The organism is Rhizobium sp. AQ_MP (genome assembly GCF_014237835.1).
GTDB lineage: Bacteria > Pseudomonadota > Alphaproteobacteria > Rhizobiales > Rhizobiaceae > Allorhizobium.
This window is the reverse complement of sequence record NZ_JACJVI010000010.1, coordinates 71,561-87,989: the sequence shown is the minus strand read 5'-3', so window position 1 is coordinate 87,989 and position 16,429 is coordinate 71,561. Positions and strand designations below refer to the sequence as shown.

Annotated in this window: 20 protein-coding genes; 6 read left to right on the top strand and 14 right to left on the bottom strand. The window is 61.4% G+C overall.

The window, feature by feature from the left end; genetic code table 11:
- Window positions 1-71: 71 nt before the first annotated feature.
- The 5 genes from H6M51_RS15615 to lgt form a co-directional block, all read right to left on the bottom strand.
- A complete protein-coding gene (locus tag H6M51_RS15615) occupies window positions 72-857 on the bottom strand; it encodes a hypothetical protein (RefSeq protein ID WP_185810844.1) in 786 nt (261 codons plus the stop codon).
- Between the two features lie 144 nt (window positions 858-1,001).
- Window positions 1,002-2,153, bottom strand: coding sequence for a Xaa-Pro peptidase family protein (locus H6M51_RS15610; RefSeq protein ID WP_185810741.1), 1,152 nt, complete (start codon window positions 2,151-2,153; stop codon window positions 1,002-1,004).
- Between the two features lies 1 nt (window position 2,154).
- The gene (gene pgeF, locus H6M51_RS15605) at window positions 2,155-2,949 is read right to left on the bottom strand and encodes a peptidoglycan editing factor PgeF (RefSeq protein WP_185810740.1); all 795 of its coding nucleotides are present in this window, start codon (window positions 2,947-2,949) and stop codon (window positions 2,155-2,157) included.
- A gap of 132 nt (window positions 2,950-3,081) precedes the next feature.
- A complete protein-coding gene (locus tag H6M51_RS15600) occupies window positions 3,082-4,182 on the bottom strand; it encodes a class I SAM-dependent methyltransferase (RefSeq protein ID WP_185810739.1) in 1,101 nt (366 codons plus the stop codon).
- A 9-nt stretch (window positions 4,183-4,191) separates the two neighbouring features.
- Window positions 4,192-5,040: a prolipoprotein diacylglyceryl transferase gene (gene lgt, locus H6M51_RS15595; protein ID WP_185810738.1), complete on the bottom strand. Its 849-nt coding sequence runs from the start codon at window positions 5,038-5,040 to the stop codon at window positions 4,192-4,194.
- Between the two features lie 189 nt (window positions 5,041-5,229).
- Here lgt and H6M51_RS15590 point away from each other — a divergent pair, with 189 nt between their 5' ends.
- The 4 genes from H6M51_RS15590 to H6M51_RS15575 all read left to right on the top strand — a co-directional run bounded on the left by H6M51_RS15590 (window position 5,230) and on the right by H6M51_RS15575 (window position 7,573).
- Complete coding sequence (locus H6M51_RS15590; RefSeq protein WP_185810737.1) at window positions 5,230-5,490, top strand: accessory factor UbiK family protein; 261 nt, start codon at window positions 5,230-5,232, stop codon at window positions 5,488-5,490.
- Window positions 5,491-5,910: 420 nt separating this feature from the next.
- The gene (locus H6M51_RS15585; RefSeq protein WP_185810736.1) at window positions 5,911-6,411 is read left to right on the top strand and encodes a YbjN domain-containing protein; all 501 of its coding nucleotides are present in this window, start codon (window positions 5,911-5,913) and stop codon (window positions 6,409-6,411) included.
- 2 nt (window positions 6,412-6,413) lie between these two features.
- Window positions 6,414-7,232, top strand: a complete 819-nt coding sequence (gene proC / locus H6M51_RS15580) for a pyrroline-5-carboxylate reductase (protein ID WP_185810735.1) — start codon at window positions 6,414-6,416, stop codon at window positions 7,230-7,232.
- A complete protein-coding gene (locus H6M51_RS15575) occupies window positions 7,229-7,573 on the top strand; it encodes a tRNA-binding protein (protein ID WP_185810734.1) in 345 nt (114 codons plus the stop codon). The genes proC and H6M51_RS15575 overlap by 4 nt, the downstream gene beginning before the upstream one ends.
- 329 nt (window positions 7,574-7,902) lie before the next feature.
- On the opposite strand, the gene H6M51_RS15570 is transcribed toward H6M51_RS15575, so the two are convergent.
- The 3 genes from H6M51_RS15570 to H6M51_RS15560 are packed head-to-tail and all read right to left on the bottom strand — an operon-like array spanning window position 7,903 to window position 10,556.
- Window positions 7,903-9,285 (bottom strand): ATP-binding protein, encoded by a 1,383-nt coding sequence (locus H6M51_RS15570; protein WP_185810733.1) that lies wholly within the window; start codon window positions 9,283-9,285, stop codon window positions 7,903-7,905.
- Between the two features lie 43 nt (window positions 9,286-9,328).
- Window positions 9,329-10,045 (bottom strand): response regulator, encoded by a 717-nt coding sequence (locus H6M51_RS15565; RefSeq protein WP_185810732.1) that lies wholly within the window; start codon window positions 10,043-10,045, stop codon window positions 9,329-9,331.
- On the bottom strand, window positions 10,032-10,556 hold the full coding sequence (locus H6M51_RS15560; RefSeq protein ID WP_185810731.1) for a MarR family winged helix-turn-helix transcriptional regulator: 525 nt from the start codon (window positions 10,554-10,556) through the stop codon (window positions 10,032-10,034). The genes H6M51_RS15565 and H6M51_RS15560 overlap by 14 nt, the downstream gene beginning before the upstream one ends.
- Window positions 10,557-10,866: 310 nt before the next feature.
- On the opposite strand from H6M51_RS15560, the gene H6M51_RS15555 reads away from it, so the two are divergent.
- A complete protein-coding gene (locus tag H6M51_RS15555) occupies window positions 10,867-11,031 on the top strand; it encodes a hypothetical protein (RefSeq protein ID WP_185810730.1) in 165 nt (54 codons plus the stop codon).
- 75 nt (window positions 11,032-11,106) lie between these two features.
- Window positions 11,107-11,751, top strand: coding sequence for an MBL fold metallo-hydrolase (locus H6M51_RS15550; protein ID WP_185810729.1), 645 nt, complete (start codon window positions 11,107-11,109; stop codon window positions 11,749-11,751).
- A 52-nt stretch (window positions 11,752-11,803) separates the two neighbouring features.
- On the opposite strand, the gene H6M51_RS15545 is transcribed toward H6M51_RS15550, so the two are convergent.
- The 6 genes from H6M51_RS15545 to H6M51_RS15520 form a co-directional block, all read right to left on the bottom strand.
- Window positions 11,804-12,256, bottom strand: coding sequence for a BA14K family protein (locus H6M51_RS15545; RefSeq protein ID WP_185810728.1), 453 nt, complete (start codon window positions 12,254-12,256; stop codon window positions 11,804-11,806).
- A 156-nt stretch (window positions 12,257-12,412) separates the two neighbouring features.
- Window positions 12,413-12,628, bottom strand: a complete 216-nt coding sequence (locus H6M51_RS15540) for a cold-shock protein (protein WP_006725577.1) — start codon at window positions 12,626-12,628, stop codon at window positions 12,413-12,415.
- 193 nt (window positions 12,629-12,821) lie between these two features.
- Complete coding sequence (locus H6M51_RS15535; protein ID WP_185810727.1) at window positions 12,822-13,088, bottom strand: hypothetical protein; 267 nt, start codon at window positions 13,086-13,088, stop codon at window positions 12,822-12,824.
- 78 nt (window positions 13,089-13,166) lie between these two features.
- Window positions 13,167-14,309, bottom strand: a complete 1,143-nt coding sequence (locus tag H6M51_RS15530; protein ID WP_185810726.1) for a PQQ-dependent sugar dehydrogenase — start codon at window positions 14,307-14,309, stop codon at window positions 13,167-13,169.
- A gap of 224 nt (window positions 14,310-14,533) precedes the next feature.
- On the bottom strand, window positions 14,534-15,820 hold the full coding sequence (locus tag H6M51_RS15525) for an NAD(P)/FAD-dependent oxidoreductase (RefSeq protein ID WP_185810725.1): 1,287 nt from the start codon (window positions 15,818-15,820) through the stop codon (window positions 14,534-14,536).
- 98 nt (window positions 15,821-15,918) lie between these two features.
- A complete protein-coding gene (locus tag H6M51_RS15520; protein ID WP_185810724.1) occupies window positions 15,919-16,284 on the bottom strand; it encodes a hypothetical protein in 366 nt (121 codons plus the stop codon).
- Between the last annotated feature and the right edge of the window lie 145 nt (window positions 16,285-16,429).

The following is a 16,429-nucleotide window of genomic DNA, read 5'->3' as shown; positions in this document are numbered from 1 at the left end:
CCATATTTTCGGTTGATGCGCCAAATAGGGCGCAGGATTTGCGGTTTTCACGGGCAGATGTCGTGCACCGATCAGCCGGCGCGACTGTTCCGCCATGACACGTATTCGGCCATGCTCTTGGTGGCGATCTGCTGCATGACAGAGGCCGGGACGGCAGCCCACGGGTCCTGGGCGCCGGAGGGCACGATCTCCTGGCCCTGGATGCGATGCAGGCGTCCGCCGCTTCCATCCAGGATGTCCCAGACATAGGTGATCGTCACGTTGCCGCCATCGGAAAAGGCGGAGAAATAGCCTTTGAGAATGTGCTCGCTCGATGCGTCACTGGCGCTCTTGATCGTGAGGCCCCGGGCGCGGGCCTCGGCGCCGAGTTGGCGTGAGAGGGGCGTGACAGCTTGCACCGGTGCGCCGATGATCGGCAGGAAGCGGATGCTGCCGGTGGTTTGTGCGGCAGGGGGAAGGGCGGCCTGCTGTGCGGCTGGCGGCGCGCTCGTCTGTGCGGCAGTCTGCGCCACCTGCCTTGCCGGCTGCTGCTGCGGGCTCTCGGGGAACGACTGGCTTTCCATGCCATCGAGCGGTGCGGAGGCGACGGGATTGCCGCCGCCCTGGGCAAGGGCTGCCGCCTGGGCCTCCAGCGTGTTCTGAGGGCCGCGCGCGGTGTCCGCAAAGCCCGGCTCGGAGAGCGGCGCGCTCTGGACCGGCTGGCGTGGGGAAGCGGGCGCTACAAGTTCCTGCTGGTAGGCGGGGGGAAGGCTGCCAAGACCGCTGCCGACATCTGCGCGTGGCGTCAAGACATCGGGGCTGTTGCATCCGGAAAGAAGCAGCAACAGGCCGACGGTTCCGGCCAGTGTCCTGGTCATCATGCGGGAACGTCTCACCACGGCCGGTCCTTCCGCTTCGATCCTGTCACAATTAATGTGACTAGCATGCTTAACCTGTCAATTGGCTGAATGGACAGGCAAGACCATGCGACCGGCTCTCAAAGTGGCCTTCACGCCGGTGTGTCAGACGCTGACGAGGTCGAGCGGGTGCCGTGACAAAGGCTGCGGGGCCGTCTCCGTCGTCAGATATGTGTGACCGATGGTCATTGCCGCTTCCCGATCGCTGTCCATGACGATCATGTGTACGAAGAGGCTCATGTCCGGTGCGATCTCCTGCGGATTGCCGGCATGGAACATGTGATGTTCCATCCAGGATGGAGCAAAGCGCGCGCCGACCGAATAGCCGCAGGCATTGAAGCGGTGACGGGTCAGGCCGCGTTCGTCCATGACCCTGGCATGGGCATCGAAGACTTCGCCAAACGTGTGCCCCGGGCGCAGCTCGTGTTCGACCGCCCGCATGCCTTCGAGCGCTGCCGCGTAGAGTTCCCGGTGGCGGGGCGAGGGGTCGCCGATCAGCACCGTTCGCAGCATCGGCGCGTGATAGTGGGCCACGACGCCTGCCCATTCCAGCGTCAGCTGATCCGTCGCCGAAAGCTTGCGGCGGCCCGACTTGTAGCGGCAGAGCAGGGCATCGGCGGCCGATCCGATGACAAAGGGATTTGCCGGATAATCGCCGCCGCCGGCGAGAACGGCCGACTGCATGGCAGCGAGGATGTCCGCTTCATCGGCATCGGGACCGATCAAGGGCAGGGCAGCGTCGAAGGCGAGGTCGGCCAGCTCAGCCGCCTCCTTGATCATGGTGATTTCTGCCGGCGACTTCACCAGCCTCAGATTGCTCACGAGATAGGAGGCATCGACGGTCTCGCAGAAATTGTTCAGTTGGTTGTCGATCAGGCGGGCGACGCGGCCGGTCATGCCATGGGTATCGTATTCGAGGCCGACGCGCATGCCGAGCAGATCGAGATCACTCAGAAGATTGCGCAGATCGACAGCGGGGTCGGCGTTGAGCCGGTCCACCCAGACGACGATGTTCTCGATGGTCGAGGTGTGCTTGGCCTGGCGCAGGTCGGGCGTGCGTGTCAGCAGGGTCTGGCTGCCGTCAGCCTTCATGACGAGCGTCTGGAAGAAGCAATAGCCAAAGCTGTCGAAGCCGGTCAGCCAGTACATGCTTTCCTGGGCGAAGAGCAGGATTGCGTCGAGCTTTTCTTCGGCCATGCGTGCCATCAAGCGGGCGCGGCGGGCGGAATACTCGCTTGCTGAAAAATGCAGGGCCATGTCATTGCTCCTTGATCGCGATCGCGGAAATTTGTCGCCCATAGTCGGGCTCGCCCGCATGGGTGGTCCGGCGATAGGAAAAGAACGTCTGAGGTGCCGCATAGGTGCATTGGTCGAGGCTGTCGGCGGTGACGCCGGCCTCGGTCAGACGCTTTACGGTGAGCCCGGGAAGGTCGAACATGGCGTGACCGGGCTTGGAAGACGGTGTGAAGAAGGCTGCAAATTCCGGATTGACGGCGATGAATCGGTCAACGAATTCCGGTCCGACTTCGTAATTGGCGCGGGAGATCGAGGGCCCAAGCGTCGCGTGGATCCTGTCGCGGCGCGCACCGAGTCTGACCATCGCGTCTATGGTGTTTTCGAGGACGCCACCAAGTGCGCCTTTCCAGCCTGCATGGGCTGCGCCGATGACCCTGTTTTCCGGATCGGCGAAGAGAATGGGTCCGCAATCGGCGGTTAAGACACCGAGGATGATGCCGGGGCTCGCGGTCACCTGTGCGTCGGCCTGCGGACGGCTCCCGTCATAATCGGCGCTGACGACAACGACGTCGGGAGAGTGGATCTGGTGAGCCGTCGCCAGACTTTCGAGCGGCAGGCCGAACCAGGCGCTGACGCGGCGACGGTTTTCGTGGACCTTGTCCTGGTCGTCATGCGAACCCAGGCCGACATTGAGGCCCTGGTAGATGCCTTGCGAGACGCCGCCGTCGCGGGTGAAGAAGCCATGGCGAATGCCGGCGGGTTCCATGGCGGCGAGGCTGTCGGCGATAATGGGGCGTGGCTGGGCGGCTGTGCTCATGATCGGGTCTCCTGAGCCCTGGCAAATCACGCGTATGCTATGCGGATCCTGCGAAGTTATTGAATTCCATCGGCTTTCTGCAATTTTGAACCGGTGGGAGCGGCGCGATCGTGCCGATCACGCAGCCCCCTGTCAATGCTTGGACTTGAAAGGCAGCAATTGCACCGACGGCATGGAAACCGCCATGACCTTGAAGAGTTCGCCCATATTGCCATCGCCGGAGCCGGCCAGCCGATGCACGGCCTCGACGATTTCGGTCTGCGTCTTCTCGTCCTTGTCGCGGCCAAGAGAGGCGGCCCGTTGCTCGATGCCCAAGCCGACGAGGAAGTCTCCCTGGTGCATGCAGCCGTTCAGATGGACGCCTGCTGCGAGCGCGGTGCGGGCGAGGTTTTCGAAGTCGACATGGCTTGTCAGATCCGCAAGCCCGGGATGGGCGAGCGGCGGATCATATTGGTGGGCGCGCACCGCCTGCAGCGTGTCGCCGAAATTGCTGACCATGTGGCCGTAATCAATGATCAGGGCTGTTCCGTGATGGGCTATCAGCCGCTCGCAGATGGTCAGCATGACCGATTGGCGGGCCGGAGCCACTTCGAAGATCTCGCCATCGGCGGGTGGATTGAGCCCTTGCGGCAGCATCGCCGGATCGAGTTTGGCGACGCCGAGAGTGAAGCAGAGCTCATCCTTGTCGTCGAGGCCGACCATGCGCTCGCGGAAGCCTTCCGGCGTGCTGACGAACTGGCGGATCGGGATGGCATCGAAGAGCTCATTGGCTGCCAGGAGGGTAAAGCCTTCCGGCACGCCATCGAAACTGTCGTGCCACGACACTTTTTCGCCGTGGGGCGAAAGCGTTTCCATCTGGGTGAGTTTCAGAAGCGCACTCGTCTCGACGAGATGGACCGTCGCCGTCTCGTAAAGCTCGGGTGCGGCGCGCGCGATCACACGGAGCATGTCGGACATCATCGTGCCGCGACCGGGGCCGATCTCCACGAGGCGCACGTCGCGCGGTTCGCCGTGGCGCTGCCAGGTGTTGATCATGAAGATGCCAAGCATCTCTCCGAACAGCTGGCTGACCTCGGGCGCGGTCACGAAGTCACCGGCGCGGCCGAAGGGATGGCGTGTGCGATAGTAGCCATGTTCAGGATCAGCCAGGCAAAGCGCAAAGTAATCGGTGACGCTGATCGGGCCGTTGGCTGATATCAGGGACTTGATCTTCTCGGCGAGCGGTGTGGCCATGGGCGCTCCTCAGCCTTGCGTCACGGGGGCAGCCGGCCGGGACCGCAGGAAGATCCAGAGCCCGATCAGAAGCATGGGCAGCGACAGCACCATGCCCATGGTGAGCCAGCCGCCGAAGAGGTAGCCGATCTGTACGTCAGGCTCGCGGAAGAATTCGACGAAGATGCGGGCCGCCGCATAGCCTGCAACGAATATGCCGGTGATGCGGCCGGGGGCGCGCAGGGCGGCGAAGCCGCGAGCAAGGACCTGCAGCAGGATCAGCAGGACCAGCCCTTCCAGAGCGGCTTCATAAAGCTGGCTCGGATGGCGGGGGAAAGGACCTCCGGTCGGAAAGGCCATGGCCCAGGGAACATCCGCCGGGCGACCCCAGAGCTCGCCATTGATGAAATTTGCAATGCGGCCGAAGAACAGGCCGAGCGGTACGACGCTTGCGACGAGATCGAAGAGGCTCCACAGGCGGATCTGGTGCTTGCGGGCAAAGAAGACCATCGCGAGTGTGGCGCCGATGAAGCCGCCGTGGAAGGACATCCCGCCATTCCATACCTCGATTGCGCGCATCGGATTGGCTGCGATCGAGGCGAAGTCGTAGAAGAAGATATAGCCGACACGGCCGCCGGCAACGATGCCGATCGCCACCCAAAGAATGAAGTCGTCAATCTGCTGCAAGGTCGCCGGTGCCTGACCGTTGGGCCACAGATGCGGGCGTTTCAGAAGGTCGCGGGCCACCATCCAACCCAGCAGGATACCTGCAACATAGGCAAGTCCATACCAGTGGACCGCGAGCGGGCCGACCGAGAAGGCGACCGGGTCGATCGCTGGAAAGGATACGGCGGCGAAAAGGTCCAGAACTGACAACAATGGAGTACTTTCGTTAATGCTGGAGGAAAATGGCGTTGCGAATTGGCACGGTCAAGATGGAATCGGGACCGCTGCGACACCGTCAACCACCTTTATCTTGGTGTTCCGTCTTGCATGGTGACTGATCTGGTCCTACCTCGTTTACAAGGGCTCATTGCCCAACCGCCGTCAGCTTGAGAGGAGCTTTCCATGTCGACCGGCCCCAACCGTATTCTTGATGATTTTGCCAAGTTGATGACAGACGCCGCCGGCGCTGCCCAGGGCGTCCGAAAAGAGCTCGAAACAGCTTTTCACGCACAGGCGGAGCGCTGGCTCAACAGCATGGACCTCGTCAAGCGCGAAGAATTCGACATGGTGCGCGAGATGGCGCTTAAGGCGCGCGAGGAGAACGAGGCCCTACAAAAGCGGCTCGAGGCCCTCGAAGCCCAGCTCTCGGCCCAAGGCAAATAACGTCTGATCCGGTTCTTTTGTGATGTCGAAGACCCATTGCCTGTGGCTTTGGGTCTTTTTGCATTTTCAGCACCTTGACGGCGTTCGGCGGGGATCAATCCGCGAAAAAATTGGAGGTTGTGGACAGGTGGCAAAAAGCCAATCCGCAGAGTCGCTTAAGGGGTGATCCAAAGGCGATTCTGAAAGCGCCATCCACAGGCCACTGATCCAAATATGACGAAGGGGGCTGGTGCTGGCTCCTGACGATTATACACTGATTTTCAACGATGATTCTGAGCGGGGGCCGCGTAAGTTTCGGGCAGGGTGCGTGTTCTATCCTGGGGTCCTTCGGAATCGTTTTCAGTAGTTTCCGGTTCAGGTGTCCGAGTGGCCCGGCGGTTCGCCGGGCGCCCGTATTCATTCCGGTCAAGAAGGTGATGCATGAGCCTCATGGAAATCGAAATCGAACGCCAGTCCAACCCGGTCGACATGATCGAGTTTGTTGCGGCGACCAATGACTGGTCGTTCGAGCGTTCGGGCGAAGACGAAATTGCAATGACCGTCGTGGGGCGCTGGGCCGACTATCACGTCTCCTTCTCGTGGATGGAAGAATTCGAGGCCCTGCACCTTGCATCCGCCTTCGATCTCAAGATCCCCGAAAACCGTCTCAATGAAGTCATCAAGCTGCTCTCCTACGTCAACGGGCAGGTGCTCATGGGGCATTTCGACCTGTGGCGGAACGAGGATGTGGTGATCTTCCGCCAGTCGCTTCTGCTTGCTGGCGGAGCTGAGCCGACGAACCGCCAGGTCGAAGTGCTGCTCTCGTCGGCCGTCGATGCATGCGAAGCGTATTATCAGGCCTTCCAGTTCGTCGTCTGGTCCGGCATGGATGCCAAGACCGCCATGGATGCCGTTCTCTTCGAGACGGTCGGAAAAGCCTGAGCATGACGAATGCCGCATTCGGACAGATCGTCCTCGTCGGGGCCGGCAACATGGGCGGCGCGATGCTGGCCGGGTGGCTGAAGAGCGGGGTTCCGGGCTCCTCCGTGACTGTGCTCGACCCTGGTCCGTCCGAGAAGATGATGGGCCTGATGACCGAGGCGGGCGCGCGGCATTCGACTTCTGCGCCCGAAGGTCTTGTCGCGGATATCCTTTTCCTGGCTGTGAAGCCGCAGGTGATGGATGCGGTACTACCTGGACTCAAATCGCTGATGGGGCCGCAGACGACCGTCGTCTCGGTCGCGGCGGGCAAGACCATTTCTTCAATGGAAAGCCACCTTGGCAAAGCGGCCATGGTGCGCGCCATGCCGAATACGCCGGCCATGGTCGGTCGTGGCGTCACGGGCGCCTTTGCCAATGCTGCTGTCTCGACAGCGCAACGTGACATTGTTCACCGTCTTCTTCAGGTTTCCGGCCCCGTCGAGTGGGTGGGCAGCGAAGCCGATATCAATGCTGTCACCGCGCTGTCCGGGAGCGGTCCGGCCTATGTCTTCTATCTCGTCGAATGCATGGCGGAGGCGGGCCGCAAAGCCGGTCTGCCGGCGGACCTCGCCATGCGTCTCGCACGAGAAACGGTCGCGGGGGCTGGTGAATTGTTGCACCAGTCCCCCGACCCGGCGTCCACCCTGCGCAAGAACGTCACCTCTCCGGGTGGAACGACAGCGGCAGCACTTTCCGTGCTCATGGCAGAGGACGGCATGCAGCCGCTCTTTGACCTGGCAGTCGAAGCCGCGCGCAAGCGAGCCGAGGAACTGGCACAGTGAGCGGATCCGAAATCACATTCGCGGACTTCGAGAAGGTCGATATTCGGGTCGGTACGATCGTCGAAGTTGAGGGCTTTCCAGAGGCACGCAAGCCCGCCTACAAGCTCAAAATCGATTTTGGTCCCGAGATCGGCATCAAAAAGTCCTCGGCGCAGATTACCGTCCACTACACGCCGGAAACGCTTGTCGGACGTCAGGTGCTCGGTGTCGTAAACTTCCCGCCGCGCCAGATCGGGCCATTCCGTTCGGAAGTCCTCACACTCGGTTTCGAGGATCAGAACGGTGCGATCGTTCTAGCGGCGGTCGAACAGGCCGTGCCCAATGGCAAGAAGCTGATGTAATACCAAGTGTCGATGATAGGAACCCATAGGATCGGCTCGACCGTCCTTTCTGGCTAGGAGAGGTCCGAAGGGCGATGCTGACGCATCGGTCAAGGAGCTCGACGACGCCAGAATGGGCGGGAAGCCGACCAAAGGTGGCTTATTGTGGGCCCCTGGCGTTGTTGCGTCGCTTGGCCGATGCGACAGCATCGACCTGCGCGCCGCGCCTAGCCAGAAACCCACAATAAGCCATCCTATCGGTTCTTATCATCGACACTTGGTATTAGATCCTTGTCTCCACTGCCGGAATGTCGAATGGGGGCCTGCATGGCCCTTTATGCTTTTTAATGTCAGACCGGTACGCGGATCGTCGCCCTCAGGCCGCCGAGCGGACTATCGTCGAGCGTGACATTGCCGCCGTGACTGCGGGCTATGTCGCGGGCGATGGCGAGGCCAAGGCCGGTGCCGGAGGCGTCGAGATTGCGGGCTTCGTCGAGCCGGTAGAAGGGCTTGAAGACGTCGTCGCGGGATTGCTTCGGAATGCCGGGGCCGTCGTCATCGAAGACGATGATCAGCCATTTTGCCGTATGGCGCGCGTCGATATCGAGGCGGTTTGCATAGCGGCGTGAATTGGATGCAAGGTTGGTCACCAGGCGCGTGAAAGCGTTCGGGCGCACATGCACCATCGGATTGCCGTCGAGCTTCCAAGTCAAAGCGCGTTCGTGCAGGGCGAAGTCGGTGGCGATCCGTTGGAAGAGATCGCGCAGATCCAACGTGCCGACATCCTCCTCGACCTCTCCCTTGGCAAAATCGAGATAGCCCTCGAGCATGCTCTGCATGTCGTCGATGTCATGGTTGAGGCTGTCGATCTCCGGACCGTCACCGGCGAGCGCCAGTTGCAGCCGGAAGCGGGTGAGAATGGTGCGAAGATCGTGGCTGACGCCGGCGAGCATGGCAGTGCGCTGCTCCATCTGGCGCTCGATGCGCTCGCGCATGAGAATGAAGGCGAGACCCGCCCGCCTCACTTCGTCGGCGCCACGGGGCGAGAAGTCTTCCGGAGGGCGCTGGCCCTTGCCGAAGCTCTCGGCCGCGTTGGCCAGAGCGAGGATTGGACGGATCTGCCCGCGCAGGAAGAGAATGGAGATGGCGATCAGCACGAGCGCTGTCGAGACCATCCAGACGAGGAAGATGTGAGTGTTGGAGGCATAGGCCGAATTGCGGGGCGCGAAGATGCGCAGGGTCTTGTCGTCAACGACGATGCGGATCTCAACGAGGCGTGAGGTGCCAACCGTATCGATCCAGAACGGACGGCGGATCTGTTCGGCAATCTCGTCCGACAGGATCTGGTCGAGGATCGAAAAGAAGGGGCGTGGTCGCGGGGAGGGTAATTCGGTGCCCGGGTCGACGGAGACCATCAGGTTCAGACGGTTGGCGGCGACATCGGCGATCTGGGCGAAATCTTGCTCATCCGGATAACGTTGAAGAAGTTCGATCACGGCGGCTATGTCGCGCGTGACCGCCTCGGAGAGGCGCTCGGTGACGAGCTGCCAGTGGCGCTCCATGAACACGAAGGCGACGACGGTCTGGAGGATCAGCATCGGCAGGATGATGATCAGCAGCGAGCGCGCGTAGAGACCCGTCGGCAAGCGGTGGCGCAGCCAGCGGAACAGACCTTTGAGGCCTGTCGCCGGACTGCGGTCTTGATCCCGCCGAATCTGATCGAACAGCGTCATGTTCTCACACTTCCTCGACGCTTTTTGCGCCCTTACCGCAGCCTCAGTCCATGCTCAGGCGGTAGCCGATGCCGCGCACCGTCTGCAGCCAGACCGGATTGGCCGGGTCATCCTCGATCTTGCGCCTCAGGCGGTTGATCTGAACGTCGATGGTGCGTTCGCCGACCTCGGCATCGTTGCCGACGAGTTCGTGCCGCGGGATCGTATCACCGGCTCGGGTGGCAAAGAGGAACATGATGTCCTGCTCGCGATCGGTGAGGCGGATGATCTCGGCGCCCTTGCGCAGTTCCTTGCGCAGAATGGAGAAGGTATAGGGGCCGAACATCACCTGTTCGATCTTCGGGGCGTCCGGGTTCATGTTACGCTTCAGGATGTTGTTGATCCTGAGCACCAGTTCGCGCGGGTCGAAGGGTTTTGCGAGATAATCGTCCGCACCGGCTTCGAGACCTGCAATGCGACTGTCGGCCTCCGAGCGGGCGGTCAGCAGGATGATCGGCACGCGATTCTCGTCGGACAGGCTCTGGGTGAGCGACAGGCCGGATTCGCCCGGCATCATCACGTCGAGGACCAGGAGATCGAAGCTCAGGCCTGTCAACTTGCGCCGCGCTTCTGCAGCATCGGCGGCAACGGAGACCCTAAACCCCTTTTCGGTCAGGAAGCGGTGCAGCAGATCGCGAATTCGCGTGTCGTCATCGACCACCAGAAGGTGCGGTGCGTCATCGGTGAGCTCAATCTTCTTCGACACGTCAATCGGCTCCATCCGTTTCGTGAGGCTGGGTCACGGTCTGCTTCTGCATGCCTTCCAGGAAACGCCGCACCGTGGCCCGCTGATCGGCCGTCATGCCCTCCATGGCGTGGGCGATGCGGCGCGACTGGGGATCGGAGAGGGCGAGCGACAGTTCGCGGCCGGCAAGCGTGGGGTAGAGGCGGCGCTGGCGGCGGTCGGCAGGGCCGGCCATCTGGCGGATATAGCCGCTGTCGATCAGTTCCTTGAGCACGCGCGCGAGGCTCTGCTTGGTGATCTGCAGGATGCCGAGCAGGTCTGCGACCGTCATGCCCGGGCGGCGGCTGACGAAATGGACGACCCGATGGTGGGCGCGACCATAACCAAGTTTTGCCAGAATGGCATCGGGATCGGATACGAAATCACGATAGGCGAAAAACAGATTCTCGATGGTTTCGAAGTCGATCGACTTGTCATCGACCACCGGCAGGTCCGGCAGGATTTTCTTGGCAGTCTTCGTCGCAGACTGTCGGGCCACGCTCGTCATTCCTTTCCTCCGATGCGGGCGCGCTGAAGCTGCGCCACCACCGGTTTCTCATTCATCGCCCAGGGGCGATGCTTCCCCCTCGGCCGGTCCATTGCAGCAACCAGCCGTTCATCCTCGCCTCCCTGGCAGGACACGCGGGCAAAACTATGCGCAAGTGTAGCAGATTTCCAACAAATTTACTGAGATCGCACAGCTTAGACATCTGTCAGGAAACCTCTGGCGGCCATGGTCGTTACCCTGTCACTGATCAATCACAAGCCCCGGACAAGCCGTTTCGGCCAGGCTCGCCGAAGGAGAGAGGATTCGTGCCATGATGGACCGTGACCATACAACCCAGATTTCCCGCAATTCCAGTCTGCGTCCCGTTGCCATCGTCGTCTTCACAGCCAAGCTGGTGGTGGCAAGCTTTCTCGTCGCTCAGGCTTCCCTGCTGCCGAACTCACCCGTATCACAGGTCTATGGACTGTCCCGCTGACCGTCTTTGATCGGTTTCTCTCGCTTGCCCGGCATGCTAAGGCGCTTGTCGCAGTGATAGAAGGACAGCGAGCCAATGGGCCAGATTCAAGCGGGTATCATTCCTGTCACCCCGTTCCAGCAGAATTGCACCATCCTCTTCGACGATGAAACGCGCGAAGGCGTCATCGTTGACCCAGGCGGGGACGTGGACGTGATATTGCAGGTGATCGCCGAGAATAAACTGAACTTGAAGGCGATCTGGCTGACCCATGGGCATCTGGACCACGCCGGAGGCGCTGCCGAACTCAAGGAAAAGACGGGGCTCACCATCATCGGTCCTCACAAGGACGACCTGCCGCTTTTGCAGCGGATCGAGACGCAGGCGGCCAGCTATGGAATTACCGGCCTGCGCAGCGTCGTTCCGGATCAGTGGCTGGAGGATGGCGACACGGTCCGTTTCGGGGATCACGCATTCGAGGTCTATCATTGCCCAGGCCATGCGCCGGGGCATGTCATCTATTTCAACCGTGGCCAGAAGTTCGCGCATCTGGGCGACGTGCTGTTCAACGGCTCCGTGGGGCGCACCGACCTGCCGGGTGGCGATCATCAGACGCTGCTGAACTCAATCCGTGACAAGGTGCTGCCGCTCGGAGATGACGTGGGGTTCATTTGCGGCCATGGCCCGGGAAGCCGGATCGGGGACGAAAGGCGGTCCAATCCGTTCATCCAAGGTCTCTAGACAAGAAAAGCGCCGGGTTTCGGCGCTTTTCCTTCGGGTGTGAAACGCTGGCTCAGCCGGCGGTGCAGAAGTGGGTTCGGCCGTCGTAGCCGACGAAAGTACCGGTGCGAGGGTTGAAACTGCGATAGCGCTGCGAGCAGTAGTCGTACCATGCGCCGGTCCAGGGTTCGATCCCGTAGGACTGATAGACGGGACGCGGCTTCTGATACACGGGACGCGGGCGATAGGTGTGACGCGGCGGCGGCGGCGGGTAATCGTCGACGTAGTAGCCGGGCTCGTCATAGACCGAGACGGGGCGATCGATGTAGACGCGGCGCTGTGGCGGCGGACTGGCGATCGCCGAGCCGACGATCATGCCGGTTGCAAGACCGATGACCCCAAGGGCCAGCGCGTCGTCGCCCCGGTCGCGATAATAACGGTCGCCGGCTTCCGCCTGGGTTGCTGCGGCCATGGGCGTCAGGGTCACTGCAGCCGCGAGAAGAGCGTGTTGCGCAAATTTCATCATGACGTCGTTCCTCGACCTAGCGAAATCTCATTTACCGGTATTGGCTGTTCGGGCCATCGGCGATGATCGCAATCTACGAGGTGGTGCCTGAACGGAGGCTGAACGAAAAAACCCGGCAAAAATGCCGGGCCGCAATTCGTAGAAAACCGGGTGAAGTCAGCCGGAAATCTGCAGGTTTACGGCCTTAGGGCCCTTGCCACGGCGATCGGGTTCGGTGTCGAAGCTGACCTTCTGGTTTTCGGTCAGACCCGACAGGCCCGATGCCTGAACGGCGGAAATGTGGACGAAGATGTCCGCGCCGCCATTGTCGGGCTTGATGAAACCAAAGCCCTTGTCGGTATTGAAGAATTTTACAGTGCCAGTCTCGGCCATGCGTCAGGTCCTTTTCTCTCTGCCCGTATTCGGCGGGGCAGCATTGCAATGTACCCGCAAGCGGGTGAGCGACAGGCATTTGTCGATATTGGAGGAAAGGGGCCCTGTTACCGCAGTCTAACCACAGATGATGTTGTCATCTTCTGACGTTCGACTGCCCGGGGTTGTTATAGCGTCCCCGGCGCGCACTCATTTATAGGTCTTCCCATGCTCGCAAAATTGCCCGAACACGCGAAGAGTGCTTGGTTTGATGGAAATTGGCAAGCGAAAGTTTTAACCGTCTCGGCGGCGAGAGTCCTTGGTTTTCAGTGCAAACGTGGCGATTCGCTGCTTCTGCAAGAGCTGTGATGCCGTTTTGGCGAAAATTTGCATCGCCTGCGATGGAGATTGAAGGAAAAGCAGCTGCGAACACGGAGTTTTGCGGCAGAAAATTTTCCGTGTTCGATTCCGCCGTGATCATAAAAACGTCCTTCACATCACCTGGAGGTGAGGCTTACCGCGCATATTGCATCCAAAAATGACGCGCGGCCGTGGGGGCTCAGCTGTCTCCGCCGCGGGTGATCCGCAGCAACTGACCATCTTCCTCATCGGTGACTAGGAGGATCGAACCGTCGGGAGCGACCTTAACGTCGCGGATCCGACCATACTCGCCCTCCAGCATGCGTTCTTCCGTGCCGATCGAACCATCACCCTCGCGTTCGATGCGCGCGACGAGCTGATACTTCAAGGCCGCGACCAGGAAGTCGCCCTCCCATTCGGGGAACATCGAACCACGATAGACCGCCAGCGCTCCGGGCGCGATCGAGGGGTCCCAGTAGTGGAGGGGCTGTTCGTAGCCATCGGCGGACTGGCCAATGCCAATTTCAGCGCCGGAGTAATGCTTGCCGTAGGAGATGACCGGCCAGCCGTAATTGTTGCCCGCTTCGGGGGCGTTGATCTCGTCGCCACCACGCGCGCCATGCTCGACGGTGTAGAGCCTGTTGTCTGCCGGATCGATGACAATGCCCTGCGGATTGCGGTGGCCGCTGGACCAGACTTCGGGAAGGGTCTGTCCACCGGGATTGGCGGAAGAGGGCGTGCCATCAGCATTGATCCGCATGATCTTGCCGGCGTGATCGGCCGGATCCTGGGCACGGTCCTCGTCGCCGCGATCGCCGATGCCAAAGAACAGGCTGCCATCGGCGGCAATGGCGATCCGCGAACCGAAATGCTGGCCGGTGCCGGTCAGCTTGTTCATGAGAAATATCCGGCGGACATCCTCGAGGCGCCGTTCGTTCGCGCTGAGGCGGGCGGAGAACACGCCGGTGCCCTGGCCACCAGGGCCGGGGACGGCTGCGGTAAAGAAAAGACGTCGGGTTTCGGCGAAGTCCGGAGAGAGCGCGACATCGAGCAGGCCACCCTGACCGACAGCTGCGATCCTCGGCAGGCCGCCCAGCGGGCGACCGACTTCACCGTCGCGGATGATGCGCATGCGTCCGGGACGTTCCGTGACGATATAGGCGCCGTCCGGCAGAACCTCGACGGACCAGGGATGCTCAAGGCCGCTCGCCACACTTGACACATTGAGCGTGACGTCTCGGGCCCGATGTTCGCGGCTCTCCTGCGCATTGGCAGTAAGCGCGAGCGCCGTGGCCAAAAGGGGGCCAATCAACAGGCTGGTCTTCCGGGTCAGTCTCGGCATCGTCGCTTCCCTCTTCCTCGCGCGTCTTTTGTCGTGAAGATGGGAGCTGACACGGCAGCTGCAAGGGCGGTTCGAGGCTGACGGCGCCTCCTGACGAAGTTTTGAAGAAGACGCCGGCGTTTCAGCGGATGAATCGCTGGCACGGCGATGTCTCATCCGCCGAGCGTCTTTTTCTCGTCGCAGGTTCTCATCGCAAAACCGTGCGACACATTTGCGGAACCGGCTCAGGCGTCGAAACTCACGGCCTTGAGCTTGTCGATGCCAAGGGCCTGGAGCGCGAGCTTTTCGTAGAAAGGTTCGGATTTCCCGAGCTTGACCTTGTAGAGGAAGTATTTCTCGAAGCCGATCTTGGCTGCGTGAACCCACTTGCCCTGGGAAGACCAGTTGACGTTGCGCGGGGGCAATTGTGGCTGGGCGACAAAGGCGATGCCGCCATCACCGAAATCGGCGAGGCAGACCGCATTCCAGGTGCCTTGAGCGTTGGCTTCTTCGCCGGCAATCAGATTGGCAATGTTGTGGGCGGTGGCGGTTACCATGGATTCGATCATGAAGCCGGTCTTGGGCACGCCGACCGGGACGGGCGTCTTGCCCATCGGCGGGATGGCGACGCAGACACCGACGGAGAAGACGTTCTTGTAGGTCGGGTTCTGCTGATGCTTGTCGACCAGAACGAAACCGCGCGGATTGGTGAGGCCCTCGATACCCCTGATCGCTTCCACGCCACGAAAGGCGGGCAGCATCATGGTATAGACCGACGGGATTTCGTGGGTTGCCTTGACCGAGCCGTCTTCGTTGATCTCCTCTGCAACGACCTTGTCGCCTTCGAAGCGGCTGACCCGGGCATTGGTCACCCATTTGATGTGCTTGGAGCGCAGCGCGCTTTCGAGCAGGCCCTTGGTGTCGCCGACGCCGTCGAGGCCGAGATGACCTATATAGGGCTCCGAGGTGACGAAGGTCATCGGCACCCGGTCGCGGATCTTGGCGTCGCGCAGCGCCTTGTCGAGAATGAAGGCGAATTCATAGGCCGGACCGAAGCATGAGGCGCCCTGGACAGCGCCGATCACGACGGGCCCGGGCTTGGCAACGAGCTTGTCGAAGGCCTGTTTGGCGGCCAGCGCGTGGTCGATGTGGCAGACGGACTGGGTGTGATGGTGCGGGCCAAAGCCTTCGATTTCGTCGAAAGCCAGGTCTGGACCGGTTGCGATGACGAGGCAGTCGTATTCCAGGCTGGTTCCGTCCGCCATTTCCACGCGGTTCTCTGCCGGATGAACACGGGCGGCTCCCTGGGGATGGAGGGTGACGTTGCGTTTAGCGCAGGCAGGGCGCAGATCCACCTCGATCTCCTCGCGCCCCCGCCAGCCGACAGCGACCCATGGATTGGACGGTACAAAGGAATAGGTCGCGCCCTTGCTCAGAAGATGAATCTCGACCTCCCGACCCAGTCGGTCCCTCAATTCATAGGCCATGATGGTGCCGCCAAGCCCGGCTCCCAGAACTGCAATGCGTTTCATGATGGCTCCTCCATTTTCGGTGGAGCCAGTATCTACGAAACTACATAGATATCAAGTAGACTATTTTATGGGTGTCTTTCCCCTGAGTTCGCGCCGGATCACGTCTGCCAGGCACGCTTCCAGAGGGCGAGCCCACCGCCCGCCATGACCATGAAGCAGAGGAAGAGAAGGACGATCAGCAGGTGGCGTTCACTTTGAGGAAGCGGACGGTTCTCATCCCGGGCAGCAGTTGTATCGACCACGCGCACGGGAGAGGCGGGGACAATACTCGCGGTGGCCATGGGGTCCGTCCCCGTTTGATGCTGGGTCATGGCGCTCGCCTGGATCTGCGTTCCGGAGGACGAGGCAATGCCCGGGCTCCCGGCTAGGAGGAGGGCCAGGGTCAGCCCACCGGCTACGCCCAGCCAGGCCAGCGAGCAGTGGCGGCGGGGGGAGGGTTTGGATGCTTCGAGGTCAAAGTCCATGGCGGCTACCTTCATCTGCTTGGCTGGCGCAATGAAAGCGTGCGATCGCGTCGGCACAACGTCCAGAATGTGGCAGTTCCCATGCCGAAATGTGAAATCTTTGGTCGCGGTCAGAGCGGCGCAACGGGCGTATTGGCACTGTGAC